Raw genomic sequence first — 26,250 nt, 5'->3', positions numbered from 1 at the left:
TAGCAAAAAATATCTAAATATATTAATACGCATCAACATTAATAATAAAACGAATTGGTCTGAAATCTTTTACTGCTTCAAATGTGTTTTTAATTTTTTGTAATTGTTCTTTAGTTTTACCTAATGATTGTTTTGGTGGTATTTTAATAACTAAATTTTTTATGTATTGATTTCGAACACGCGATACAGATGGCTCAGTAGGTCCTAAAACATTTTCTTTAAAAATATTTTGTAAAGCTCTAGCTAGCCAATGTATCCCAGTATCAACTTTTGTATAATCTTTATGTTTTAATGTAATTTTAATTAGTCTATAATAAGGTGGGTAATTGTACTGCCAACGATCTTGCAATTGTTCTTTATACATTTCTGTATAATTTGTAGTAGAAACTTGTTGTAAAATTTGATGATATGGATTATACGTTTGAATAGCCACATTACCTTGTTTTTTTGAACGCCCTGCCCTACCCGATACTTGAACCATCAATTGAAAAGCTCTCTCATGTGCTCTAAAATCTGGAAAATTCAACATTGAATCTGCATTTAAAATTCCAACAAGTGATACATTTTCAAAGTCTAATCCTTTGGAGAGCATTTGAGTTCCTACTAATATATCTATTTCTTGAGCCTCAAATGCTCCTATAATTTTTTGATATCCATACTTTCCACGAGTAGTGTCTAAATCCATTCTACCAATGGTATGATTTGGAAATAATTCTTTTAACTCTAACTCTATTTGTTCAGTACCAAAACCTTTTGTATCAAGAGTTGTACTTCCACAAGCACCACAATTATTTGGCATAGAACGTTGATAATGACAATAATGACACTTTAATTCTTTTCTGTATTTATGAAACGTTAAACTAACATCACAATTAGGACACTGAGGTGAATTTCCACAAGTAGTACACTCAACAACAGGAGAAAACCCTCTCCTGTTTTGAAATAAAATAACCTGTTCTTTTTCATTTAATGCTTCCTCTATCATTTCTAATAAACGATCTGAGAAATGCCCTTTCATTACTTTCTTTTTGAACTTTTCTTTAATATCAATTAATTCTATTTTGGGTAATTGAATATTTCCAAAACGTCTATGTAAAGCAACCAATCCGTATTTATTTTGAGTTGCATTAAAATAACTTTCAATAGAAGGTGTTGCTGAGCCTAATACTATTTTTGCTTTATGCTGATATGCTAAAACTACTGCTGCATCCCTTGCATTATATCTTGGTGAAGGTTCAAATTGTTTATACGAACTTTCATGTTCTTCATCTACAATAATTAACCCTAAATTTGAAAAAGGTAAGAAAATTGACGACCTAGCTCCTAAAATTATTTGTGCTTTTGATTTATTGTTTAAAACATTATTCCAAACCTCAACTCGTTCATTCATTGAATACTTAGAATGAAATACAGAAATTTGAGAACCAAAATAATTTTGTAATCTAACAATTATTTGAGTTGTTAAGGCTATTTCTGGTAATAAGAATAAAACTTGTTTGCCTAAAGCTAAAACTTCCTTTATGAGTTTTACATATATTTCTGTTTTACCTGAACCAGTAACTCCATGTAATAAAGTAACTTCATGCTTTTCAAAAGACTTTTTAATTTCTTTATAAGCCTGTTCTTGAAACTCATTTAATTCTTTTATTTCGTTTGTTGTTCCATCAAAACTAATCCTATCAGTTTTAATATGATAAAATTCAAATATCTCTTTATCTACTAATGCTTTTAAAATAGAAGTTGATACGTTTGATTTCTCTTCTAATTCTTTAGCTTTTATAGGTTTTTTGGAACTAGATAACTGAAAATAATGTAAAACAGCTTCGCGTTGTTTTTTTGCTCTAGAAAGCTGTTCTAATAAATTTTGAAGACCTTCATTCGTTGTATACTTAGGTAATAAACGTACATATTTAACTAGTTTAGGTTTATATGTTTCATAAATTTCCTCTTTTATAATAACAGCATTTTTTTCCAGTAATTCATTAATTATTGGTAAAATTGTTTTTTTACCTAAAATATCACTTACTTGATGAATAGTTAACTGAGAATGGTGCTGTAAAGCTTCAAAAATTAAAAAAGAATCGTCTCCTAAAGTTACATCTTCAGTAAAAGAATCATTTTTATAAATTATAGTCTCACTCTCCAATAAAAACGCAGAAGGTAAAGCAGCCCTATATACATCTCCTAATGAACACAAGTAATATGATGATATCCATTCCCAATGATTTAATTGATGTTCATTAACAACAGGATATCCATCTAGTATTTGATGAATATCTTTAGCTTCATATAAAACTGGAGCTATTTGATGTATTTTAAATACAATTGCAGTATAAATTTTTGATTTCCCAAAAGAAACTGCAACACGCATTCCTTTTTGTAAAAAACTTGCTTCAGCCTCAGTTACCGAGTATGTAAAAATTTTTTTTAGAGGTATGGGTAATATGACGTCTATAAAATAAATAGAAAAGCTCTTTTAATGTTATATCAAAACTACACAAATTTCACTACATTGTAAACAGAATTTTTAAGGAATTATGAACGCTAAAGAATGGAAATCTAAGGGAGAATTTATCTCGATTAATGGTAAAACTATTTTTGTTGTTGATACCAGAGGAAGTAAAGAAGTTTTAGTCATTTTACATGGATATCCTACCTCATCATTTGATTATTACAAAGTACTCCCCTATTTATCTGAAAAGTATAGAGTTATTATTCATGATCATTTAGGCTTTGGTTACTCTGAAAAGCCATTAAATTACTCATATTCTTTAATTGAACAAGCTGATATTGCTATTCAATTATGGAAATTTCTCAAAATAACTCAAGTAACTGTACTTGCACATGATTATGGAACAAGCATAGCTACTGAGATTATTGCTCGCCATAATCAAAATCAGCTTTCTCTTAATATTAAAGAGTTAATTCTTTGCAACGGTAGCATGCATATTGAACTAGCCAAGCTAAGAACTATTCAAAAATTGTTAAAAAATAAATACACTGGTAAATGGGTAGCTAAAATTGCTACTCAAACAATTTTTAATAGGAATATTAAAAATATATATTTTGATAGTTCTAAAGTCTCTAAAAATGAACTAAACGACATGTGGTTTTTACTTGAACACAATGGTGGCCGAAAGGTTATTCATTTATTAAGTAATTATATTAATGAACGTTATTATTTTTGGCATAGATGGATTGGTGCCTTAAAAGATACTAGTATATTAACAAAAATAGTATGGCCAACTCATGATCCTATTGCTGTAAAAGCAATTGCTGATCAACTTCATCAAGAAATTCCCAATAATAATTTATTCTGGTTAAAAAACTCTGGACATTTCCCTATGCTTGAGTCTCCAAAAGAATGGAGTAATTTAATCTTAAAGTAATTTAAAAACTAAACTAAAACACTCATTTACAGTGTTAATTTCATAATTTTAGTTAAAACCTGTTAACTTTATATTAAAGTCCAGTTTAACTGAAACATTATTTTTTTTCTGTAGTCTTATAAGCAAATATAAACCCAATAAATATTAATATATTATGAAGACTTTAGTAAAAACTTTAATTATTTTCAGCATTAGCCTTTTCCTTTCTTTGTCAACTTTTGCTACTCCAAAAAACGACTTAGGTAAAGACAACTCATTAACCAATCAAATCATTGCTTTAATAGGAGATAAAGTACCTTTTAACACTTATGAAACTTTAAAAGTAGATGTTTCCTTTACTGTTAATAATAAAAATGAAATTATTGTTGTAGATGTTACTTCAAAAAATGAAGATTTAAGTTTATTTATAAAAGAAAAATTAAATAATAAGAAAATTAATTCTTCTAAAATAAAACAAAAAGAAATTTATACGCTACCTATAAAGGTTAATAAAGCATAAGTTATTTTAAAACAAAAAAAATCGTCTGAAATTAATTTCAGACGATTTTTTTGATATATATCAGTATAATATTAATTTATCATTTCTAAATATAACTTTTCTACTTTTGCCCTTGCCCAAGGAGTTTTTCTTAAAAATTTTAAACTTGATTTATAAGTTGGGTTATTCTTAAAACAATTTATGTTTAAAATTTCTCCTAACTCTTCCCATCCATATTCTAAAAATAATTCTTCTAAAATTGTTGCTAACTTTATTCCATGTAATGGATTATTTGGTTGCTCTTGACTCATACTTATTTACAATGATTTAGAAAATACATTTTCTATTTAATTAATTCATTTAACAATGATCTAAACTTAGAGCTGTTCCAATCTGCAGCTCCACTTTTATTTATAACTACTTCTCCTTTCTTATTGATTACAAATGAAGTAGGTATCGAGTTTACTTGAAATATTTTTGGTAAACTATTTCCCAAATTATATGTAGGTAAATCGTAATTATGTTTTTTATAAAAAGCATTTATAACTTCCCATTTTTCATTACTAACAAATATAAATACTACTTCATCTTTATAATCGTTATATAATTCTTGAATGCTAGGAATTTCAGCTATACAAGGAGGACACCATGTTGCCCAAAAGTTTATAAAAACAACTTTGTTTTTTAGGTTATTAAAATCTACATCAATTGTATTTAACCCTTTTAATGACCAATTATAATCATTTAAAACATCTCTTTTTTCACTCTTAATAATAGAAGGCGAAAAAGAAATCAAACGAATAAAATAGGTTTTTGTTGGCGGATAAAGCAACAATCCTATAATTATTAAAAAAAGAAGATTGTATATTGATTTTTTAGTAATTTTCATCTGTACTATATTAACACCTCAAAAATAGAACTATTTATTACTGTTACAAAACATTAAATAGCTTAAAACAGCTATAAATATTAAACAATTTCTCCGTTTTTGTTTACCTTTTTTTACATACTTTAGCATAATTATAAACAAACAATTCATAAAAAATGAAAAATACTGCATTAACTCACATTCATGAAGGTTTAGGAGCAAAATTAGTTCCTTTTGCTGGGTATAATATGCCTGTGCAATATGAAGGTGTGAACATTGAACACGAAACTGTAAGAAGCGGTGTTGGTGTATTTGATGTTAGCCATATGGGAGAGTTCTTTTTAAAAGGAGAAAATGCTTTGGCTTTAATTCAAAAAATAGCATCTAATGATGCCTCTAAATTAGTACCTGGAAAAGCTCAGTATAGTTGTATGCCAAATGCTGATGGTGGAATCGTAGATGATTTAATCATATATATGATTGAAGAAAATGAGTACATGCTGGTTGTTAACGCTTCAAACATTGAAAAAGACTGGAACTGGATTTCACAACATAATGATTTAGGTGTTGTAATGGAAGATCGTTCTGATGAATGGTCTTTATTAGCTATACAAGGTCCTAAAGCAGCCGAAGCTATGCAATCATTAACATCTGTAGATTTATCAGCTATTAAATTTTACACTTTTGAAATTACTGATTTTGCAGGTTTACCAAATGTAGTAGTTTCTGCTACTGGTTATACAGGATCTGGTGGTTTTGAAATTTATGTAAAAAATAAAGATGTTGAAGCTGTTTGGAAAAAAGTTTTTGAAGCGGGAGCTGATTGGGGTATTAAACCCATAGGATTAGCAGCTCGTGATACTTTACGTTTAGAAATGGGATATTGCCTATATGGAAATGATATTGATGATACTACTTCTCCTCTTGAAGCTGGTTTAGGTTGGATTACTAAGTTTACTAAAGACTTTGTAAATGCTGAAGCTTTAAAACAACAAAAAACTGACGGAGTAACTCGTAAATTAGTTGCTTTCGAAATTATTGAAAAAGGAATTCCTCGCCAAGGATATGATATTATAAATGCTGAAGGTACTAAAATTGGTAATGTTACTTCTGGTACTATGAGCCCATCTTTAGGAAAAGGGATTGGTTTAGGGTATGTAACTATCGAAAATTCAAAAGTTGATAGCGAAGTGTTTATTCAAGTTCGTAAAAAACAAATAGCAGCCAAAGTAGTTAAACTACCTTTTTATAAAGGGTAATTTAATTGTACATTATAAAATTAAAAGCGATTCATACATTTATGAATCGCTTTTTTTATTATAAATTAATCCAAATCTTTCTTCTGACCTTATTAAATAAATAATAATAAAAACTTCAGCACTTTCACTATTCTTTAATTCCTCTAAAAAACAATTAATCAAATAACAATAACATACTACATTAAAGCAAGTTAAGTTCTTTTTTAATTCAATTATTAAAGTTTTTTTATTTTTTTTCTATTCATCTATACTTAACTACCATTCATCTATAATTTTTTTTTGAGATATATAAAAGCTGTATTTTCACTTAACAAATCCCTCAAAATCAACATCATGAATAAGAAATACTTTATTAACCTTCTTCTTTTAACCTTAATTTCAATTCAACCTTTAATTTCACAAAACACTCCTTTCAATTGTGATTATTATGCATATCTTTTTCAAAAAAATGACGTATTTGCTGTAGATTTAGCATCTGGGTCCGCTTATGAAGTTGCAACGGATATAACAACAGGAAATATTAACGGAGCTGGATATAATCCTAAAGATGGTTATATATGGGGATCTTTAACATACCCTCAAAAGTCAATCGTTAGAATTGGAAAAAATTTTTCCACAACAACCTACACTATTGATGCATTACCTACCTCAAACAGATACATAGGTGATGTAAGTCATGAGGGAATTTATTATTCTAAATCTGGTGGAGATACATATTACATTATAGATTTAGATCCTGAATCTCCAACACATTTAACCTCATTAGGAACAGGTACACTTTCACAAAGTATTTTGGTTCATGATTGGGCATTTAACTCTTTAGACAACCACCTATATACTGTTGAAAAAGGAACTAATAAATTATATAGAATTAATGCTTCAACTGGTAATGTTGAAAATCTAGGTGTAGTACCAGCATTAGCTGGGTTAAACTATACTTATGGTGCAGTCTATTTTGATAACATGGGGAATTTTTATGTATCAGCAAATCAAACAGGAACTGTTTATATCATAAATGAAGTTACCAACATAAATAATGGTAGTAGTATTAACTCTAATCTTTTTGCTTTTGGACCATCTAGTTCTAGTAATGATGGAGCACGTTGTCCAACTGCGCCAGTACCTATGGAAGACTGTACAAATGGAATTGATGATGATGGTGATGGATTAGCAGATTGTGATGATCCTTCTTGTTCAGGAGTATCTGCTTGTCCAACAATAGTTGCACCAACAACTAGTGGTAATAATGGAGGCTTAGAAAGTAACAATAGATTATCTCAACAAATTAATAAACGTAACTATAATAGAATAAAAACTAATTATACTTTTAGAAAAGAAACAGCTAAAAGGATAGTGAAAAAATCTACATACGCCCAAAGAGGTGCTAAAAAAGCATTAACTTTAAATGATTTTATTCCTCTAAAAGTTATAAATGAAGACGAAGCTATTGAATCATCACCTACTGATTTAATAAAAATCACAAATGCTACAGATATAGTATCTGTTGATTATCAAAGAAAAAATAAAACTGTAGCTTCTATCTTAGCTTTAAAAACTGAAGACAAAGTATATGAGCACACTAAATATATATGTGATCGTTTATTAGGTGCTGAATTATTATCTGTTTCAACAATCCAAATTGAAGAACATAATTTTATTAAATCAATTATTAAAAATGTAGATGGTGGTGTTGAATTCGTTTTAAGTTTATCAGCTAGAGAATCAAGTGATGGTCAAAACTTCATAATTGAAAATCACTGGAATTTAGATAAGTATAAATCTGAAACTGGATATTTTAATTTCCAAATATGGTCTAATTCAATTGACGATTTAATGTTACTTAGTACCGAAGTGATTCGTTTATTAGATGTAAAGAAAACAATTGATACTTATAACATTTCTCCTCCTCCTCCAGTATTTGTAAAAAAAGGATTCTACAAAAATGGCGTATTAAATTTAGACATAGTTAATGTAAATGGAAGTACTACTGTTGAATTTGATGCCGGATTTAAACAAACAGAGACTAGTAATTTAGATAATATGTCATCAACAATAGTTTTAGATAAAAAATACATTTCAAATGTAATTTTAGATACTGGTAAACTATTTGACATAGGCTTTAGAATTGGTGATGGAACCAATACACCAGATGACTTATTCATGTCTGATGGTTCATGGGGTGTTGATGATGCAGCTACTAGCACTAATGTTACAGATTTCACTGTAACACCAAATGAAGATCAAACTGATGATACTGAAATGTCTATAGAAAGAAATATAAATTTAAAAGCTTCAACAAAAGAATACGTTTCCGTATATAAAGCATTTAATCCTAGATTTAAATCTGTTGATATTTCTTCATACAATGCTTTAAAGTTTAAAGGAAATGGTACAGGTACCCTTGAAGTTCGTTTTATAAAAGAAAGTATTAATGTTTGGGAAGATCAATTTAATGCTACTGTTAATTTAGGTACAACTAATCAAGAATACACAATCCTTTTCGATGATTTTACATCTACCAAAAACTCAAAAGCAGATTTCAGTGATGTAGTTACATTAGTATTTACTATGGTTTCTAAAAATGGTGAAAAACAAGTAAAAGAAATGAATATTAGTGAATTAAAATTAGTTAATTCTAGTGCGTTGTCAACTAATGATGAAGCTAATTCTTTAGCTAATCAAATTTCTGTAACACCTAACCCTATGATTGAATCAGCAAATGTTCAGTTTAATAGCTCACAATATCAAAATGGTAGTTTAATCCTTTACAATCAATTAGGTCAAATAATTCAAAAAAGTGATTTAAAGATAAATAGTGGTAAAAATGAAGTTACTATATACAGAAACAAATTAGCCACTGGAGTTTATTTCTTTAAAATTAAAAGTGATAACTTAAATTATATTACCAAAAAGTTAGTTATCAAATAAATCGGCATATTTTAAAATATAAATTATAATAAAGGAGGTTCTTACCTCTTTTATTTGTTTTAATAATAACTTAAAAATTAATTTCATTGTGATTAAACGTCTAATATTTCATGAAAAAACAATGAATTATGGCTTTTAAAGCTATTTTAAAAACTAGTGAATGATTAGTTTAAGTACACAATTTAAAGCTCTTAAAAGAGTGAATTTATTTTACTTAAAATAAATAAAAATTTTAGCTAAATATGGTAAGTGCATACCAATTATATATATCTACTAGTAATTAAAAATAATAACACTTAAAAACCGTTTAACTACACATATATACCATTCATCTACAGATAAATTGTTGCTATCTTTTAAAAAGAAACAATTGTTATAAAAAAAATATATTTGTTATATACAAACCTACGTACAAAAAATAATTATGAATTTAAATATATTACTTGTTGAAGATGACGAAATAGAGAAACTAAAGTTTGACCGAGCTTTAAAAAAGTTAAAGTTAAATCATTCAGTTTCCAAGGCTAGTAATGGTGAAGAAGCTTTACAAAAATGTAAAGAAAGTTTGCCTAATTTAATTCTATTAGATTTAAATATGCCTAAAATGAATGGGTTTGAATTTTTATCTATTTTAAAATCTGACGAAAACTTAAAATTTGTTCCTACTGTGGTATTTACAACCTCAAATAATCATCATGACATGATTAATGCATACAAAATAGGTATTGCTGGTTATGTTGTAAAACCATTGCGTTATGAAGATTATGTGAATCAAATTGATAAAATAATTGACTATTGGTCTATGAATGAATTAGTCTCTTTATAATTTTTTCAGTATATTTCATCTTTAGTATTAATTAATTTTAATCCCCCAATATAAAACTAGATGAAAGGAATTGTATTTACCGAATTTTTGGAAATGGTTGAACAAAAATTTGGATTAGAAACTACAGACACCATTATTACAAAATCAAATTTAAAATCAGAGGGTGTATACACTTCAGTAGGTACATACGATTTTGGAGAAATGGTAAGCTTAATAACCAATCTTAGCGAGGAAACTAAAATAGACGTTCCTACCTTAATATATACCTATGGGTTATATTTTTTTGACACTTTAAAAAATGGATACCCTAATATTTTTAAACATTACAAAACTGGTTTTAACCTTATCTCGGGTATAGAAAAGCATATACATGTTCATGTAAGAAAAATTTATCCTGATGCTGAACTCCCTAGTTTCATTACTCACGAGGAAACTGATACCAAATTAATTATCGAATACCAATCTGAAAGAGCTATGTCTTCCTTTGCACAAGGACTTATGGAACGTACATTAGAGCATTATAATGAAGAGGTTACAATAAAAAAAGAATTACTGAATTCTGATGGAACTAAAGTTTTATTTACACTAGTAAGAAATGTCTGATGAAAAAGTAAAAATATTTGAAAGAGCCTTACAAAGAGAAAGAAAAGCTAGAAAACAAGCAGAAGAAATTCTTGAACAAAAATCATTAGAATTATTTGAGGCTAACCAAAAACTAACTGCTTCCAATAAAAAAACTGAAGCTTTATTAAATGATCAAACTGCTCAATTAAAATTGATTGTTGATAACTCATCTTTAGGTATTGTTTTATCTCAAAAAAATAACTTAATTAAATTTAATAAAGCTTTTGCAAATTTATTAGGCTATACTGATGATGAATTATTAAATGTCAATATTTACGAACTCTCACACCCTGATGATTTACCACAAGCCAAAAAACAGCTAAAACTACTAGAAGAAAGTAAAATTGATAAGTTTTTAATAAAAAAAAGATACAGAAAAAAAGATGGTAACTATGTTTCTTGTAATACAAACGTAAGTGCAGTTAGAGATAATGAAGGTAATGTAAAGTACCATATTGCTTTAATAGAAGATGTTTCTGAAATAGATAAAAAAACAAGAATGTTAAATGCTTTAAACAGTCTTTCTGTATCTATATTAGGAAAAAGAGATTTAAATGAAATTGCCTGGGAAATAGCAAAAAACACTGCTAATCATTTAGATTTAGAAGATTGTCTTGTTTTTTCTATTGATTATGAATCTAATATCATAAAAGAAATAGCTGCTTATTCAAATAACCCTGATATTGATATAACCAAAAAACCTCCTTTACATATACCTATAGGGAAAGGGGTAATTGGTAAAGTAGTTGAAACAGGAGTGTATTCATTAGTAAATGACACTTCAAAAAATGATTTGTACGAGGTTGATGATTTTTTTCGTTTTTCAGAATTAACGGTTCCTATTATAGCTGATAATAAAGTAATTGGTATTATTGACTCTGAACATAGCAAAAAAAATTATTTCAATAATGACCACATTGAGGTTTTTCATAACATAGCTAGTTTAGCTTCTGCTCAATTTAATAGTGCTATTAGTCTAATTAAAGAGAAAAAAACTCAAAAAGAAAAAGATGTATTACTGGTTCAATTAGGAAAAAACAATGAAGAGTTAAAAAACTTTGCTCATGTAGTTTCTCACGATTTAAAATCTCCATTAAGAAGCATGTCCGCATTAATTTCTTGGATACAAGAAGATAATGAAGGTACTTTTGATGAAGAGACTACCGTTAATTTTAATTCTTTATTAAAAAAAATTGATAAAATGGATCACCTTATTAATGGAATATTAAAATATTCAAGTATTGATAAGATTGATAAAACTGACCAAAAAGTTGATCTTCAGAAAACCGTTACAGATATAATTGATACAATTTTTGTTCCTGAACATATTAATATTCAAATTAAGAACACGCTACCAATTATTTATGGTGATAAATTTCGTTTACAACAGTTATTTCAGAATTTAATAAGTAATGCTATTAAATATAATGATAAAGAGAAAGGTATTATTACTATAGAAGTAGAAGATTTAGATATTAAATTTCTATTTATTATAAAAGATAATGGTATTGGTATTGATAAAAAATACCACTCAAAAATATTTGAAGTATTTGAAACCTTAGAAGAACCTAATGATGACTCTACAGGTATAGGTCTTTCAATTGTAAAAAAGATTATCGACTTATATAATGGTAAAATATGGTTAGAAAGCGAATTAGGTAAAGGGTGTTCCTTTTTTTTCGAATTAAAAAAACCTCATTAATATTACTTAATAAGGTTTTGATAATTGGGGAATACAAACAAACTACTAATTTAAATATTTTTTCTATGTTTTCTTATTCAAATATAATCACTTCATAGAGTAAAGATTTCTAAAAATCGTTCAACTCTTTTTTTTCTGTCGATGAAATGCTTTTAACTATCGATGAATGAAAAAACTTAATTTTCTACTATAAAAAACCTCATTATTTAATTTATAATGAGGTTTTTAAGGTTGGGGAAAATAACTAGTAAACTAGCACTTTATTTTTAATCATATTTTCTTTAAATTCTTTAATAAGCTTCCAAAATTTTCATAGCCAATGGTAAAGTTAGCATCTAAACAACCAACATGTGCAACAGATGACAAGCTATAAAAAAAACGAGCACCAACTTTTATAGCCCTACTCTTTCCTTGGTTTTTTTTCATATTTATAATAGTAACTTTTTTTTCAAATTCATCTTTTAATTTATATAAAACATCTAAAGTATTATCTTTACTTCCATCGTTTACAAAACAGAGGTGAACGTCGCTATATTTTTTTAAGCACTTTTTAAATGCTTTAATTTTTACCCCCTTCTCTTCATTATAACATGGAATGATAATGCCAATCTTCATATATATCTGTTTTTAATACTCCTTAAAAATAGCTTCTAGATTAAGTGTTTATGAAGTTTAATCGTTTAGTACGGTTTTTAGTGTCGATGAAACGTAAAAATGTATAGATTAGTTTACCTAACATATTACTTAACTTTATTATATTAGAATGTTATAATTAAATTAATGAAAAACTCAATAAATAAATATTTATTATTAGCCCTAGGGTTTGCCTTACTATTTCATGGTAGTGCAGTGTTTTATACTATTGAACAAACTTATGATGCTTTAATACATTTATTTTTTGCAGAGCATTATGCTAATAATTGGCAAGAACCATGGTCTTATAAATGGTACACTGGATTTAGTATAATGGGGTATCCGCCACTTGTTCATCAATCATTAGCGATACTATCATTTATTGGCGGTTTTAAATTTGCTTTATTTAGTTACTCTTTTATAATTATTATACTATTTGTTACTGGTGTTTATCGATTTAGCTTATTACTTACTCAAAACGAAGACTATGCTGGCTTTGCTGCTATCTTTTCAGTATTCTCTTCCGTTTTTATCGAAACTTTACATGTATTTGGTCAATTACCAACATTAGCAGGAATATCCTTGCTAATGCATTCAATACCTGAAATTTACTATTGGATTCGTACAAAAGAATATAAATATTTGATTTCTTCTTTATTGTTAATGGGATTAATGGTTTGCTCTCATCATGTAACTCCAATATTCGGAATGGTCTTTTTTATATTCCCTTTAATAGGTTTAGCTATTATGGATAACATTAAGGACCTCACTGGTAGTTATAAGAATATCCGTTTTTTATTTTTTGTAAAACATTTGCTAAAGTCAATGAAACCAATTTTAACATTTGGCTTTTTATCATTAGTTATAATGATAGTATGCATTTTACCTTATTGGATTAATACTAAAAACAATCCAATAACTCAAGTACCAATACCACATGGTTCTCGTGATAACTTTCTTGAAGTTTTATCATCTGGTCTCGTGTTCTTTTTAATTCCTTATGGAATTCTTTTAACCCTATTCCCATATCTTTTTTATCGATTTTTTAGTAAACGATTATTATTTTTTGGTATTTCATTTTCTATGCTTGTTTTATTAGGTACTGGTGGTACTACCCCACTACCTAGAATGATTTTAGGTGAAAATGCCTTTTCTATACTGACATTAGATCGTTTTACCTTTTGGGCTTCTATAATGAGTTTCCCAATTGCTGGAGAGTTTTTTTATCGTCTATCAAAATCTGATTATAAAACATATTTAAGTAAAAAATTTGGTAAAACATACTATACCTTTTGCATTGGTTTAATAGGTAGCATTATTCTGTTTTTTGCAATTTTCACTATTAATTTAGGGAAATTTAGGCCTTCACAACCTAGAGCTATTAAAATGTTACCAATTGTAAACTTCATAAACCAAGATATGCATTATAAATGGCGTTATTTAACGCTTGGTTTTGGTGATCAAATGGCATGGTTAGCATCACAAACTAGAGCCTTGTCAGTTGATGGCAACTATCATTCCGCTAGGCGACTTCCTGAATTAACCACTAGAGCTGTTGAACGCCTGGAAAACTCAAAATATCGTGGGATTGAAGGAATTGGATCTCTTCAACAATTTTTAGCGAATTCAGAAAAATTTAATCTAAAATATATTTTTTCTAACGATAAATTTTATGATCCTATTTTATATTTTACAGGATGGGAAAAACTCTCATATCTTGAAAACGGTATAATGGTATGGGAAAAGAAAAATATTAAACCTTTAGCATCCATATTACCTAAAATTGATATTCCAAGGTATCAAAAAATAATATGGTCGTTTGTTCCTGTCATATTATTATCATTAGCTACTTTTTGGTTTATAGGAACCTTTTTATTTTCAAAAAATAAAATAGTGAGTTTAAAGAATGAGAATTCTCCTTCTGCATCTTTCTCTTTTTCCAAAACATTACTACCTTGGAATACAATGCTACTATTTGCCGCTATTATAGGTGCATATTTTATATATGACGAAAATGGAACACAAAATTCATCAATAAATGTAGTAAAAGCATACTATGATGCTTTAGATTTTAAAAGATTTACAAAAGCTCATTCTTATTTAGATAGAAATTCAAAAAAAACACTAGATCAATTCATGCTTGAAATATCAGTTAGTGATGGATTATTAAGTTCTTATGCTAAATTAGAAAATATCGGAACTAAAATAATTAACAAAAGAAATGATACTGTATTAATAGAAGCAAAAACTAAATGGGTTACTCCTTTAGAAATAATTAATAAAAAAGAAATTATAAAAACTATTTCGAAAAATAACAAATGGTTTATACTACCTGAAGAACCTGATCCTTACAAACCCTCTAATCAGTTTTTTAATTCTCCTGAAACTATATTTTATAATCAAGGTAGACGTAAAATAACTACTCAACAAACCCATCATGAAGATGTTTTACCACAACCTATTGCATACATTAATAATGCTAAATTGGTCCAAAATAATGATCAGTATCATATTATTGGTGAATTACAAAATATAGACTATTTTCCTTCTGCTATTAATTTAAAAGCTGTGTTATATGATGCTGAAAATAATGAGTTAGCTAGTTATAGTTCCAAGCTTCAAAACAAACACTATTTGAATCCTTTTGAAAAAACAGTTTTTAAAATAGATTTTGAAGAAATTGCTTGGATTGATTCTGATAAAAAAAATAAAAGTTTCGACCCTAATGAATTTCATTTAAAAAAGTTTGATCAAAAACCTGTTAAGTTTGTATTGCATGTTGGTACTACAGTAGCTACTAAAAATTTGTACCAATCTGTACAAGTTAATGCTCTTAATTATACTAATGATAAAATATCAGGAATGTTATTTAATACAGGTTATAAAGAAGTTACTATAGCCCAAACATTAATTTCGTACTATAAAAATGATAAACTTGTATGGGTTGACCATCTATTTTTAAAAGAAAGCATACGCCCTCATAGAAAAGGATACTTTAATTATACACCAATAGTAACTGATATGATTGAAATAATATCAGAAACTACTGAAAATTGTTATGTTAATGGTGTTCAAAATGAAAAGGGAACATTTGATAGATTAGAAGGCTATAATGAATCTAAAAATAAAAACATTATGATTCAGAAAAATGAATTTCAAATAAAGTTTCAAATCGCTAATTTTATTGGTAATTAAATGAGGTTCATATTATACATATTTATTTTATTATTAATTTCTTGTAAAAACAACAAGAAAATCAAACTTGTACCTAATAATCAAACCTCAAAAATTAGTTGGATTAATAAACCTAGATCAGTATATGCCAGTGAAAATATTCATTTCACCTTTAAAACTGATACTATAATTAGTGATATACTATTATTTATCAATAATGATTATGGTAGTTCTATTTTGCAACCACAAGTAAAAAATAATCAATTAACTTTTATAATTCCAAAACACTTTTCTACAATCTCTGGTATTTTAAATTACGCAATAGTTATTAATAAGAAAAAGATTTTAACTGATAAACTAATTATTAAACCCCAAAAAAAAACAACTTTACTTGAAACTTACTGTGGCCCTCCATATATAGTAGCATCTAAAACCGATTATTCCATGCTTGTTGTAATACCAAACGATATTTATGACAACCCAAATCGTTCTAATTATACTGCTTATGAGTTATATAGAAATACACCTTTAAACACTAATATAAATACAACCGAACTATTAAGTTATAAAAACATATATAGCAAAACTAAAACAGGTAAAATATTTGTTAGAACTTATATTGATAGTTTAAAATCTAAACTATTAGAATTATCTATACTCTCAAATAATCCTACAAATTTTTCTATTTCTTTCGACAGAAATAATTCATTTGCTGATGGTAAAGAGTTAACTACTTTTAAAACATCTGTTATAAAAGATCAATTTAATAATATTATTGAAAACGGTACTATTGTTAGTTTTTATATATCGAATGATGATACGCATTTAAAGGCTTACGGAAAAACAAATAATGGAATTGCAGTAACTAAATTCGTTCATCCTGAGAAAATTAAATCATTTAATATCAAAGCTTATGTTGAAGGATTTGCTTCAAGCAATTCTTTGAATATAAAATACACTAAAAAAATAGATTGATTTATGAAAAAAACACTCTTAAATAAAAGAACATTTAAGCAAGTTGTAATAATTACAACTTTTGTTCTTGTTAATTTATTACTAATAAGTTTACTTTCTAAAATTTATTATGAGTTTAATTCTGGTGCGGATAGAAGTAAATTATTACATATTGACTTAAAAAACAACACATATTATTTACCTAAAATAAAAGTTAATTATGATAATGTAGAAGGTCGAGACCCTAATGAGGAAATTATAAAAAATATAAAAAAAGACTACCTCAAATCTTGGTATGTAAAAAAATATGCTTTGCAAAATAATGATTATAATGCTATTGAAGATTTTTATACAGATTCAGCCCAAGTAAAAATTAAAAAAATAATTCAATTCAATAGTAAAAACTCTATTAATATACGATCAACAAGTGTTAATCATAATGTAACTATAAAATTCTTTTCGGAAGATGGTCAAGTTGTTTATTTAGATGATAAAAATGTTGAAGAACAAACTTTCTATTACAAAAAGAAAAAATTAATACATCAAGAAAAAACTTTAAAAAATTATAAAGCTATTCTACTACTTGAAGATGGTTTTTGGAGGGTTAGGCACATTATTAGTGATAAAATTCTCTTAAAAGAAAATGAAACTTTTAAAACTACTAATAAGAACTTTAAAATAAAAGGTATTAATTATTATCCTCAAAAAACATCTTGGTTTGACTTTTGGAAAAAATACGATAGTATTACGGTTAATAAAGACTTTAACATAATAAAGAAATTAAAATTAAATACGGTTAGAATTTTTATTCCCTATAAACTTTTTGGTAAAGAGAATGTTTCAGAAATATATTTAAATCATTTAAAAAACACATTAGATCTAGCAAAAAAAAATAACCTTAAGGTTATTGTTACCTTTTTTGATTTTTACAGTAATTATCAAGTATTAGATTATACACTTTGTGATAGACATTTAGAAACTATTATAAATGAAATTAAAAAGCATCCAGCTATTTTACAGTATGACATTAAAAATGAACCTGATTTAGATTTTAAAAATTATGGAAAAGAGAAAGTTTTAAATTGGTTAGATTTTATTAGTTCTAGGATTCGTATATACGATCAAAAAACTCCAATAACTATTGGTTGGAGTACTCCTGAAGTTGGACATTTATTAAAAAACAAAATGGACTTCATTTCATTTCATTATTATAAAAAAACTATTGACTTTAAAAATGCTTACTTAAATTTAAAAAAGAAAGTAAACAAACCAATAGTAGTTCAAGAGTTTGGAAGGCACTCATACAATAGCATATGGAATTTATATAGATATAGCGAAAAGAAACAAGCTAAATATCATAAAAATATGCAACAAAATTTTCATGATTTAAATATTAATCACTTTGTTAGTTGGACTCTTTACGACTTTCCTAAAATAGATGTAAAAATTTTTGGTAAAATGCCTCATAAAATAGGCCCACAAAAAAGCTTTGGCTTTATTGATAAAAAAGGAAATTTAAAAAAAGCTGCTAAGTATATTGTTACTTATAAATAATCTTTATCAACAACTATTCGTCTTTAGTAATTGTTATTTTATCGAAATAGAACACACAAACATGGATATTCATTTTAAATTTATAATATAACTTAAAATGCTATCACATGAAATTAGGTATTGTTACATCATTTCCTCCAAGTAAAATAACCTTAAATGAATATGCCTATCATTTAGTTAAAAACTTCGTTTCTTTAGATAAAATAGAAGAAATCATTCTATTTTGTGATACAACAGAAGAAGATAAAATACTAGATTTTCCATACTCAGAAAAAGTTACAATAGTTGAATGTTGGAAGTTTAATAGTTACACTTCTATTTTTACCGTTACTAAAGCAATAAAGCAATACAAACCAAATCAAGTTTTATTTAATTTTCAGTTTATGAAATTTGGCCATAAAAAAATTGCTGCAGCTTTAGGTTTAATGTTACCAAAAATCACTCGTTTGTTAGGTATCCATTCAACAGTTTTAATTCATAATATTTTAGAAACTGTAGATTTAGAAAGTGCAGGTTTTACAAAAAATCCGTTATTAAAAGTCGTGTATAAAGCAATAGGTTATTGTTTAACCAAACTTATATTAAGTGCCAATAATGTTGCTGTAACTATTCCAAAATATAAACGTATTCTTGAAAAGAAATATAACGCTGATAACGTTGTTGTAATACCTCATGGAACTTTTGAAACTGCTAAACAACCAAGTTACCAACTAATAAAAGGAACAAAAAAAGTAATGACTTTCGGTAAGTTTGGAACCTATAAAAAAGTTGAAATTATTATTGAAGCTGTTGAGAAGATTAGAAAGCGTACAAATGAAGATATAGAAATTGTGATAGCTGGTACTGATAACCCAAACACTCCAGGCTATTTAAAAAGTGTACAAAATAAATATAAAGATATAGCTCAATTAACTTTTACCGGATATGTACCTGAAGAAAATGTTGAAACGATATTTAACGAAAGTACTTTGGTAGTATTTCCTTATACATCAACAACAGGAAGTTCTGGAGTACTTCATCAAGCAGGAAGTTATGGTAAGGCTGTTGTATTACCTAATATTGGTGATTTAAAAGAATTAATACAAGACGAAGGATATCAAGGTGAGTTTTTTAATTCTAATGATTCAGATACGCTGTCAGATGCTATACAAGTAATTCTTGAAAAACAATTATATAGAATACAATTAGAAAAAACTAATTATAAAGCAGCTACAGCTTTTCCTATGTCTAAAATATGTGAAATGTATTTAGATCTTTTTGAAAAAAGTTATAATACTACAATAGATCAGGTACTAGCATAATAAAATACAATTTTCCCCTTTTTTCCCCTAAATAGAAGCAAAACTACTTTGATAAAATTTCAAAGTAGTTTTGTATTTAAAAAAGACAATTATAGTTTAGATAGTATTAAAAAAGTTGTAGTATCTCCATATTCCATTAAATTATCTAATAATGATTGTAAATGCTGTTGATCTTTTACTACAATTTTTAAATGTATATTTTGATTACCAGTTATTCGATGTACTTCTTTTACTTCTTCAAATGAACTTATTATTGATAACATATTCTTTAGTTTTCCAGGAAATACTTTTAATAAAATGAATGCTTCTAAATCATATCCAAGTTTTTTATTATTTATATCAATACTGTATTTTTTAATAACTTCATTGTCTTCTAAATTTTTTACTCGCTCTCTTATTGATGAAGGAGATAAACTTATTTCACGTCCCAAGTCAGCAAAAGATATTCTAGAATTCTCCTTTAAAATATTTATAATTTTTAAATCTATTTTATCTACCATTGATTAAACTTTAATTATTGAATAAAAAGCATATTTAAATGGCTAATATACAATAACAACTATTAATCAATTTTTTAAATTGCCTTACACATTTTATCTTTACTAAAATTATAACAATGAGTATTCTTATTATTTTCAACAATAAAAACCCAGAGCCTTGGGCTAAAAAACTCAAGCAAGAAATGCCTAATACTACCATAGAAACTTATCCTAATGTTAAAGCCCCTGCTAATGTAGAATTTATTATTTGCTGGAAACCTGAAAAAAACATCTTAAAAAAATTTCCTAATGTAAAAGTTATTCAATCAGTTGGTGCTTCAATTGATCATATAGTATCATCACAGGATATCAATAATAATATTATTCTCACAAGAATAGTTGACTCTAAATTATCTAATGATATGTGGGAATATTTAATTTCAATTGTATTAAATCAAATAAAAAACTTAGATACTTATTTAGAAAATAAAAATAACAAGAAATGGGAACAACATAATTATCAAACAATAAATGATACTGTAATAACTATTTTAGGTTTAGGGAAAATTGGAAAAACTGTTGCCTCAAATTTTTCGAAAATTGGTTTTAAGGTTAAAGGCTGGAGTACCTCTAAAAAAGAGATAACAAATGTAGAATGTTTTTATGGTAAACAAAACTTAGATGTATTACTAAAAAACACATCTTTTTTAATAAATATTCTTCCTTTAACAATAGAAACAAAAAACATTTTAAATAAAAATCTATTTGAAAAACTACCAAAAGACGCAATCATAATTAATGTAGGTAGAGGTGAACACTTAGTTGAAAATGATTTAATATCATTTTTAGATAGTAATCAATTACAAGGAGCCTATTTAGATGTTTTTAGAGAAGAACCTTTACCTCTTAATCATCCTTTTTGGAACCATTCAAAAATTAAAATAACACCACATATTGCTAGTCTTACTGATATTAAAACTGCTAGTAATCAAGTTATACAAAATTATAAGAACTTTCTTAACAATAGAGAATTACTAAACATTGTATCAATAAATAAAGGTTATTAATATGAACTCAAAATTTCATTTAGCATTTAAAGTAAAAGATATTGAAAGTACTATATACTTCTATCATAAAATATTAGGATGCAAAATTGGTAGGCAAACTAAAAAGTGGGTAGACTTCGATTTTTTCGGACATCAGCTTTCTGCCCATGTTTCAAATAATATCATAGAATTAGATTACTGTGGTATCGTAGATAAAATAAAGGTGCCAATACCTCATTTCGGATGCATTATATCTAACTCAGAATTTTCAGAAATTAAACTAAAACTTAAAAAATATAATGTGAAATTTATTATTGACCCTCAAGTACGATACAAAAATAAAAATGAAGAGCAACAAACTATGTTTGTTTTAGATTTAAGTAATAATCCTTTGGAATTTAAAAGCTTTAAAAACAATGATGCTATTTATAGTTAAGCTTCATTCTTTTTTTTAAATTATAAAATAAAATACAAATTAATAAAACAGCCATCAACATAATTTGTATATGTACTACTTGGGCTAATGATTCATGAAAGTTAATTAATAAAGTTACTTGAGCTATCCCAAATACCATTGCCATTATAACAGGTTTATAGTCTGATAATGATAAAAAATAATATACAAATAAATTAGCCAAAGCAAATAATGATGTTGCTAATGCATATTTATACAATAAAAATCCCAAACTTATATATTGTTCTCCAAATAAAAGTTTAATTATTATTTCAGGAAACAAATAACAACCTGTAACTAACGATATTGTTAAAACTAATATAAACTTTAAATAACTATTTAAAATTTTCTGTGGGTTTCCTCCTTCTTTTTTTGCTTGAATAACCTTTGGCAAAAGTACCATAATTAACATCCAAATAACAAAGTATACTACTCTACCAATTAATGCTAATGAAGCGTACAATCCAGCTTCATTATGGTTAAAAAAATGTTTTACAATTAAAATATCTGAGTTATTAATAATAATTTGAGTCCCTTCATATAAAGCTGTTATTAATAAAAAACTATAAATTGATTTTGTTTCTAATTTTGATAGAATTGATTTTTCTTTTAAACTAGAAAAAGTAAATTGGTTAGGATACAATCCAAAAATAAATGAGATCAAAATACCTAGTGCAACAGCTATTGTAGGTTCAACAATATCAAACCCTATTAAAAAGAATGTTACTAGTAGTCTACCAAACATTTCTAACAAATATGATTTAGACAAAGCTACAAACTCCTGATTCCCTTGATTTAAACCTCTAGAAACACTCATCAAAAAATAAATAGGTACTCCAAAACCAAATAGATAAAAAACATATTTATTATTTAATTGAAATATAGTTTGTAAAAATTCAGAAGAAAAAACACACAATAAACCTATAATAGCACTTACAAATAATGTGTATTTGTATATAACTCTTTTAAAATTTAATAATTTATCTTTAGGTAGTTCAATAATAAATTTGGCACATAACAGCTGAATGGTCATTGCTAAAAATGATAATACTAATAATAATGTAATTAGTAATGCTACATCTGCAAAAACACTTGGCCCTAACCACCTACCCAATACTAAATTATATATATAATTACCAGCGTTAACAATCATCACACTTATCATGAACCACTGTGACGCACTAATTTTAAATTCTTTTTTTAGTATTGAAATTCCCATTAACACTATTAATCTTTTATAAACTCCTTTAATTTAGAATTATTTAAAGTTTTCGTTATTTTTTTATTCGCTTTTCCAAAAACCTTTAGTACTTTATTATTTTGTGATGCTTTTTTGCATAACTCAAAAAGAACTTCTATACTTGAATTATCGATAGCTTTAATATTTTTCAAACTTAAAATAACTTTAGAATTATAGTCTAATAACGTTTCTAAATACGATTTTAAACTTCTTGAATTTTCTAAAACTAAATTTCCTTCTAATTCATATTTTCCTTTAATATAGTTTATTTGTAACATATTTAATCAATTTAAAAAATTTAACATGTTCAAAGTTCCTGTTTTTACTTCCATATTTCAATTAGTTTCGACAAAATGCAGTTTACTATAGATTAATAAAAGGTATTTATGTCTTAACTTGGCATAAATAAAAAATATAAGATATGAAAAGATTATTGAAATCATTACTATTGCTTATTATCTTTTTAATAAACCATAAAGGAATAGGCCAATCTTCAATGGATAGAGGCTTTAATTACCTAGAAAAAGGTAACTTTAAAGACGCTGAGATATTTTTTAAATCTTATTTGAAAGAATACCCAACAAATAAAACAGCAAAACTATGCTATGGTAGAGCTGTAGGTTTGAATGGAGCCCCTGTAAAAGCCAAGTTAATTTTTAATGAATTATTAACTATTGAACCTGAAAATCTTGAATTTAACATAAACGCTGCAGAATGTTTATTATGGAATAAAGAATACGATATAGCTCTCAAAAAATATTTGAATCTATCAAAAAAATATCAATCTAATCCTATAATTCAATTAGGTCTTGCAAATACATATAGTAATTTAAAAAAATTTAGTAAAGCCATCTATCATTATAATAAAGGTATAAATCTAGATCCTAAAATACTTGGAATATATATTGGCCTTGCCTATACACATTTAGCCAATAACCAAAATAAAGCAGCTTTAAAAACAATTGATAAAGCATTACTTTTAGATAAATCAAACACACAATTATTAAACTTAAAAAAAACAATACGAAAAAAGTATACACCTAAAATTCATCAAAAGTTAAGTATAACATCTGATAGTGGTGATAATCAATCAATCAATTCCAATACAGAAGTTATTTATCCATTATCAACTAAACTTAGTATTGGAGGGTATTATAACTACAGAGTATCTACTTTTTTATTAAACAATGATACCTCAAAACAAACATCAATAGGTTTAAAAACCTCATATAATTTAACTAACAAGATACAATTAGAAGGAGAAATAGGTAGTTTAAAAGTAAAAGGAGCTACTAATTATAATGATGTAACCTATAAAATTGGTTTAAAAACAAGATTAGCTTATAATCAGAATTTTAATATTTATTATCAAAAAGAGTATCATAATTTTAATGTACAATTAATTAATTCAAAAATTAGTCAAAATCATCTTTTTGCTAATTATCATATACTAACAAAATATGATATAGGTTTATTTACTCAATATTATTATACAAAACAATCTGATGAGAATAGTAGAAACTTGTTATTTACTTCACTCTATTATTTAGTTAATAAAAAAACTCCCATAAAAGTAGGATTAAATTCAGTTATTATGGGGTTTGATAAAGAAAGAGCTAATGTATATTTTAGCCCTGAAAAATACTATGTATTTGAAGCATTTATTGATTTTAGTTTATTTCCTAGCTCAAAGAAATGGATTACAAAAGGAAATGCTGCTTATGGTTATCAATTAATTAATGAAGACCCTAAACAACAAAGTTTTAGATGTGAATTATATTTTGGATATAAGCCATCAGAAAAAATAACAGCTCAACTATATGGAAAATATAGCAATCAAGCAGTTGGTAATGCTTCAGGTTTCGAGTTTAATGATATAGGTATTGAATTAAAAATTAACCTTTAAATTATAATCTAATTTAAAAGGTTAAGTCTTTTCATCAATTCTGGTCTATTTGACCTACTAACTGGTATTACTTCTTTTTTAATTAGAACACTATTATCCTCTATATCTATAATTTGTTTAAGGTTTATGATATAAGATCTATGTATTTTTAAAAAAAGATCTTCAGGAAGTTTATCTTCAATCTTTTTCATTGTAGTATGTACAATATGATTTTTAGATTCAGTCTTAATATTTATATAATCACCTTTAGCTTCAATTAAATAAATATCAGAAATAAGAATTTTAACTAACCTTCTATCAATATTAACATACAACTCATTATTACTATCTTCACTCTTTACTTCTTTATCTGCATCCGATGTGTTTTTTTCTACTTCAATTTTAGAAACGGCTTTTATAAATCTTGGTAATTTAATTGGCTTTACTAGATAGTCAACTATACACTTATATTCAAAAGCATTTAGAGCAAAATTAACATCAGAAGTAGTTAAAATAATATTTGGAGGATTATTTAAGCTATCAATAAAGTCAAATCCAGTTAAATCTGGCATATGTATATCTAAAAAAACTAAATCAACTTTATTTTTATTAATAAAATCTAAAGCATCTAAAGCATTATCGAAAGACTTTAATACAGATACATGATCTAATCTAGAGCAATATTTTGAAATAATAACTCTAGCTAATTCATCATCATCTATTATTATTGAATTAATCATTTATATTTTTTTTAGGAAATTTTCAATTGTTTCTAATATAATAACAAATTCATCAAATAATTCAAAAGAATTATTAATCAATTGGCTTTCAAAATTTGAAGCTAATATGTAACCTTCTTCTAAACTCAACAGATTAATTTTATGCTTTAATTTATGAACAACTTCAGCACTTTCTTTATATTTTTCAGATTCAAATGAGTCAAAAAAAGCTTTTTTTTCAATAGGAAATTCTTTTTTAAAAATTCCTATCATTAAATCTTTGAAGTCATTATCTCCATCAGATATTTCATCAAACTTAAATAAATTAGGCAATTTTTTCATTATTATAGTTAGTCAACATAAATATAACTTAAAAAATATAATATTTCAAAAAAGAATTTGAAAAATTCTAAATAAAAATTCTACTAGCGATTAAAACCAACTTAATTTTAATCAAAATAATTAAAAAATTAAACTAATTAATATATAGAATTAAGAGTTTAAACTCTCCAACGATCTACTCCCACAGTATTGAATTACTGATTATTTAGGTTGTGTTAAAAAAGTAAGGTATAGCACAAAAAAAAACCGTTCTTTATCTTACTAAAGAACGGTTTAAAAGAAAGGCAACGACCTACTCTCCCACCTGTGGCAGTACCATCGGCGCTAATGGGCTTAACTTCTCTGTTCGGAATGGTAAGAGGTGAGCCCCATTGCAATAATCACCTTAAATTGTT

Annotated in this window: 23 protein-coding genes and 1 rRNA gene; 14 read left to right on the top strand and 10 right to left on the bottom strand. The window is 26.4% G+C overall.

Features of this window, described 5'->3' with window-relative positions; all coding sequences use genetic code 11:
* Window positions 1–22: 22 nt before the first annotated feature.
* Window positions 23–2,446: a replication restart helicase PriA gene (gene priA, locus BLV71_RS13105; RefSeq protein ID WP_255405278.1), complete on the bottom strand. Its 2,424-nt coding sequence runs from the start codon at window positions 2,444–2,446 to the stop codon at window positions 23–25.
* A gap of 91 nt (window positions 2,447–2,537) precedes the next feature.
* Here priA and BLV71_RS13100 point away from each other — a divergent pair, with 91 nt between their 5' ends.
* Both BLV71_RS13100 and BLV71_RS13095 read left to right on the top strand, forming a co-directional pair.
* Window positions 2,538–3,389, top strand: coding sequence for an alpha/beta fold hydrolase (locus tag BLV71_RS13100; protein WP_093870985.1), 852 nt, complete (start codon window positions 2,538–2,540; stop codon window positions 3,387–3,389).
* A 154-nt stretch (window positions 3,390–3,543) separates the two neighbouring features.
* Complete coding sequence (locus tag BLV71_RS13095) at window positions 3,544–3,888, top strand: hypothetical protein (RefSeq protein ID WP_143032789.1); 345 nt, start codon at window positions 3,544–3,546, stop codon at window positions 3,886–3,888.
* A 71-nt stretch (window positions 3,889–3,959) separates the two neighbouring features.
* On the opposite strand, the gene BLV71_RS13090 is transcribed toward BLV71_RS13095, so the two are convergent.
* Together BLV71_RS13090 and BLV71_RS13085 are read right to left on the bottom strand one after the other, a co-directional pair.
* Complete coding sequence (locus BLV71_RS13090) at window positions 3,960–4,178, bottom strand: VF530 family protein (RefSeq protein ID WP_093870983.1); 219 nt, start codon at window positions 4,176–4,178, stop codon at window positions 3,960–3,962.
* Window positions 4,179–4,210: 32 nt separating this feature from the next.
* Window positions 4,211–4,756 (bottom strand): TlpA family protein disulfide reductase, encoded by a 546-nt coding sequence (locus BLV71_RS13085; protein WP_093870982.1) that lies wholly within the window; start codon window positions 4,754–4,756, stop codon window positions 4,211–4,213.
* Window positions 4,757–4,911: 155 nt separating this feature from the next.
* Here BLV71_RS13085 and gcvT point away from each other — a divergent pair, with 155 nt between their 5' ends.
* From gcvT to BLV71_RS13060, 5 genes are all read left to right on the top strand, one after another.
* Window positions 4,912–5,994 carry a glycine cleavage system aminomethyltransferase GcvT gene (gcvT, locus tag BLV71_RS13080; RefSeq protein WP_093870981.1) on the top strand — a complete coding sequence of 361 codons (1,083 nt, stop codon included), beginning with the start codon at window positions 4,912–4,914 and terminating at the stop codon, window positions 5,992–5,994.
* A 333-nt stretch (window positions 5,995–6,327) separates the two neighbouring features.
* Window positions 6,328–8,922 carry a DUF6923 family protein gene (locus BLV71_RS13075; protein WP_093870980.1) on the top strand — a complete coding sequence of 865 codons (2,595 nt, stop codon included), beginning with the start codon at window positions 6,328–6,330 and terminating at the stop codon, window positions 8,920–8,922.
* A 424-nt stretch (window positions 8,923–9,346) separates the two neighbouring features.
* Entirely contained in the window at window positions 9,347–9,748 is a 402-nt protein-coding gene (locus BLV71_RS13070; RefSeq protein ID WP_093870979.1) for a response regulator, read from the top strand.
* 60 nt (window positions 9,749–9,808) lie between these two features.
* On the top strand, window positions 9,809–10,351 hold the full coding sequence (locus BLV71_RS13065) for a heme NO-binding domain-containing protein (RefSeq protein ID WP_093870978.1): 543 nt from the start codon (window positions 9,809–9,811) through the stop codon (window positions 10,349–10,351).
* Entirely contained in the window at window positions 10,344–12,074 is a 1,731-nt protein-coding gene (locus BLV71_RS13060) for an ATP-binding protein (protein ID WP_093870977.1), read from the top strand. The genes BLV71_RS13065 and BLV71_RS13060 overlap by 8 nt, the downstream gene beginning before the upstream one ends.
* Before the next feature lie 270 nt (window positions 12,075–12,344).
* On the opposite strand, the gene BLV71_RS13055 is transcribed toward BLV71_RS13060, so the two are convergent.
* Window positions 12,345–12,689, bottom strand: coding sequence for a glycosyltransferase (locus BLV71_RS13055; RefSeq protein WP_093870976.1), 345 nt, complete (start codon window positions 12,687–12,689; stop codon window positions 12,345–12,347).
* A 165-nt stretch (window positions 12,690–12,854) separates the two neighbouring features.
* On the opposite strand from BLV71_RS13055, the gene BLV71_RS13050 reads away from it, so the two are divergent.
* The 4 genes from BLV71_RS13050 (at window position 12,855) to BLV71_RS13035 (ending at window position 19,690) form a co-directional block, all read left to right on the top strand.
* On the top strand, window positions 12,855–15,902 hold the full coding sequence (locus BLV71_RS13050) for a glycosyltransferase family protein (RefSeq protein WP_093870975.1): 3,048 nt from the start codon (window positions 12,855–12,857) through the stop codon (window positions 15,900–15,902).
* The gene (locus BLV71_RS13045; protein ID WP_093870974.1) at window positions 15,903–16,856 is read left to right on the top strand and encodes a hypothetical protein; all 954 of its coding nucleotides are present in this window, start codon (window positions 15,903–15,905) and stop codon (window positions 16,854–16,856) included. It abuts the gene before it with no gap.
* Between the two features lie 3 nt (window positions 16,857–16,859).
* Window positions 16,860–18,389 carry a glycosyl hydrolase gene (locus BLV71_RS13040; RefSeq protein WP_093870973.1) on the top strand — a complete coding sequence of 510 codons (1,530 nt, stop codon included), beginning with the start codon at window positions 16,860–16,862 and terminating at the stop codon, window positions 18,387–18,389.
* 107 nt (window positions 18,390–18,496) lie between these two features.
* On the top strand, window positions 18,497–19,690 hold the full coding sequence (locus tag BLV71_RS13035; RefSeq protein WP_093870972.1) for a glycosyltransferase: 1,194 nt from the start codon (window positions 18,497–18,499) through the stop codon (window positions 19,688–19,690).
* Between the two features lie 89 nt (window positions 19,691–19,779).
* On the opposite strand, the gene BLV71_RS13030 is transcribed toward BLV71_RS13035, so the two are convergent.
* Entirely contained in the window at window positions 19,780–20,190 is a 411-nt protein-coding gene (locus tag BLV71_RS13030; protein ID WP_093870971.1) for an Lrp/AsnC family transcriptional regulator, read from the bottom strand.
* 116 nt (window positions 20,191–20,306) lie between these two features.
* Between BLV71_RS13030 and BLV71_RS13025 the strand changes: the two genes are divergently transcribed.
* Window positions 20,307–21,236 (top strand): 2-hydroxyacid dehydrogenase, encoded by a 930-nt coding sequence (locus BLV71_RS13025; RefSeq protein WP_093870970.1) that lies wholly within the window; start codon window positions 20,307–20,309, stop codon window positions 21,234–21,236.
* A gap of 1 nt (window position 21,237) precedes the next feature.
* A complete protein-coding gene (locus BLV71_RS13020) occupies window positions 21,238–21,651 on the top strand; it encodes a VOC family protein (protein WP_093870969.1) in 414 nt (137 codons plus the stop codon).
* Here BLV71_RS13020 and BLV71_RS13015 read toward each other — a convergent pair.
* Both BLV71_RS13015 and BLV71_RS13010 read right to left on the bottom strand, forming a co-directional pair.
* Window positions 21,638–22,888, bottom strand: coding sequence for an oligosaccharide flippase family protein (locus tag BLV71_RS13015; protein WP_255405199.1), 1,251 nt, complete (start codon window positions 22,886–22,888; stop codon window positions 21,638–21,640). The two genes, BLV71_RS13020 and BLV71_RS13015, sit on opposite strands and share 14 nt — an antisense overlap.
* Window positions 22,889–22,896: 8 nt before the next feature.
* Entirely contained in the window at window positions 22,897–23,187 is a 291-nt protein-coding gene (locus tag BLV71_RS13010) for an STAS domain-containing protein (RefSeq protein ID WP_093870968.1), read from the bottom strand.
* 143 nt (window positions 23,188–23,330) lie between these two features.
* Here BLV71_RS13010 and BLV71_RS13005 point away from each other — a divergent pair, with 143 nt between their 5' ends.
* A complete protein-coding gene (locus BLV71_RS13005; RefSeq protein ID WP_143032788.1) occupies window positions 23,331–24,815 on the top strand; it encodes a tetratricopeptide repeat protein in 1,485 nt (494 codons plus the stop codon).
* 8 nt (window positions 24,816–24,823) lie between these two features.
* On the opposite strand, the gene BLV71_RS13000 is transcribed toward BLV71_RS13005, so the two are convergent.
* The 3 genes from BLV71_RS13000 to rrf form a co-directional block, all read right to left on the bottom strand.
* The gene (locus BLV71_RS13000) at window positions 24,824–25,531 is read right to left on the bottom strand and encodes a LytR/AlgR family response regulator transcription factor (protein ID WP_093872030.1); all 708 of its coding nucleotides are present in this window, start codon (window positions 25,529–25,531) and stop codon (window positions 24,824–24,826) included.
* Window positions 25,532–25,534: 3 nt separating this feature from the next.
* Entirely contained in the window at window positions 25,535–25,855 is a 321-nt protein-coding gene (locus tag BLV71_RS12995) for a hypothetical protein (RefSeq protein WP_093870966.1), read from the bottom strand.
* A 279-nt stretch (window positions 25,856–26,134) separates the two neighbouring features.
* Window positions 26,135–26,243, bottom strand: a 5S ribosomal RNA gene (gene rrf, locus BLV71_RS12990).
* Window positions 26,244–26,250 lie beyond the last annotated feature (7 nt).

This window comes from Tenacibaculum sp. MAR_2010_89 (assembly GCF_900105985.1).
GTDB classification, from domain to species: domain Bacteria; phylum Bacteroidota; class Bacteroidia; order Flavobacteriales; family Flavobacteriaceae; genus Polaribacter; species Polaribacter halocynthiae.
The sequence above is the reverse complement of the archived record's forward strand: the minus strand, read 5'-3'. Positions and strand labels throughout refer to the sequence as shown.

Bases quoted from the DNA above. Each gene is read 5' to 3' on its own strand.
- BLV71_RS13100 (WP_093870985.1), top strand. From the start codon at position 2,538: ATGAACGCTAAAGAATGGAAATCTAAGGGAGAATTTATCTCGATTAAT.
- BLV71_RS13095 (WP_143032789.1), top strand. From the start codon at position 3,544: ATGAAGACTTTAGTAAAAACTTTAATTATTTTCAGCATTAGCCTTTTC.
- BLV71_RS13090 (WP_093870983.1), bottom strand. From the start codon at position 4,178: ATGAGTCAAGAGCAACCAAATAATCCATTACATGGAATAAAGTTAGCA.
- BLV71_RS13085 (WP_093870982.1), bottom strand. From the start codon at position 4,756: ATGAAAATTACTAAAAAATCAATATACAATCTTCTTTTTTTAATAATT.
- gcvT (WP_093870981.1), top strand. From the start codon at position 4,912: ATGAAAAATACTGCATTAACTCACATTCATGAAGGTTTAGGAGCAAAA.
- BLV71_RS13075 (WP_093870980.1), top strand. From the start codon at position 6,328: ATGAATAAGAAATACTTTATTAACCTTCTTCTTTTAACCTTAATTTCA.
- BLV71_RS13070 (WP_093870979.1), top strand. From the start codon at position 9,347: ATGAATTTAAATATATTACTTGTTGAAGATGACGAAATAGAGAAACTA.
- BLV71_RS13065 (WP_093870978.1), top strand. From the start codon at position 9,809: ATGAAAGGAATTGTATTTACCGAATTTTTGGAAATGGTTGAACAAAAA.
- BLV71_RS13060 (WP_093870977.1), top strand. From the start codon at position 10,344: ATGTCTGATGAAAAAGTAAAAATATTTGAAAGAGCCTTACAAAGAGAA.
- BLV71_RS13055 (WP_093870976.1), bottom strand. From the start codon at position 12,689: ATGAAGATTGGCATTATCATTCCATGTTATAATGAAGAGAAGGGGGTA.
- BLV71_RS13050 (WP_093870975.1), top strand. From the start codon at position 12,855: ATGAAAAACTCAATAAATAAATATTTATTATTAGCCCTAGGGTTTGCC.
- BLV71_RS13045 (WP_093870974.1), top strand. From the start codon at position 15,903: ATGAGGTTCATATTATACATATTTATTTTATTATTAATTTCTTGTAAA.
- BLV71_RS13040 (WP_093870973.1), top strand. From the start codon at position 16,860: ATGAAAAAAACACTCTTAAATAAAAGAACATTTAAGCAAGTTGTAATA.
- BLV71_RS13035 (WP_093870972.1), top strand. From the start codon at position 18,497: ATGAAATTAGGTATTGTTACATCATTTCCTCCAAGTAAAATAACCTTA.
- BLV71_RS13030 (WP_093870971.1), bottom strand. From the start codon at position 20,190: ATGGTAGATAAAATAGATTTAAAAATTATAAATATTTTAAAGGAGAAT.
- BLV71_RS13025 (WP_093870970.1), top strand. From the start codon at position 20,307: ATGAGTATTCTTATTATTTTCAACAATAAAAACCCAGAGCCTTGGGCT.
- BLV71_RS13020 (WP_093870969.1), top strand. From the start codon at position 21,238: ATGAACTCAAAATTTCATTTAGCATTTAAAGTAAAAGATATTGAAAGT.
- BLV71_RS13015 (WP_255405199.1), bottom strand. From the start codon at position 22,888: ATGGGAATTTCAATACTAAAAAAAGAATTTAAAATTAGTGCGTCACAG.
- BLV71_RS13010 (WP_093870968.1), bottom strand. From the start codon at position 23,187: ATGTTACAAATAAACTATATTAAAGGAAAATATGAATTAGAAGGAAAT.
- BLV71_RS13005 (WP_143032788.1), top strand. From the start codon at position 23,331: ATGAAAAGATTATTGAAATCATTACTATTGCTTATTATCTTTTTAATA.
- BLV71_RS12995 (WP_093870966.1), bottom strand. From the start codon at position 25,855: ATGAAAAAATTGCCTAATTTATTTAAGTTTGATGAAATATCTGATGGA.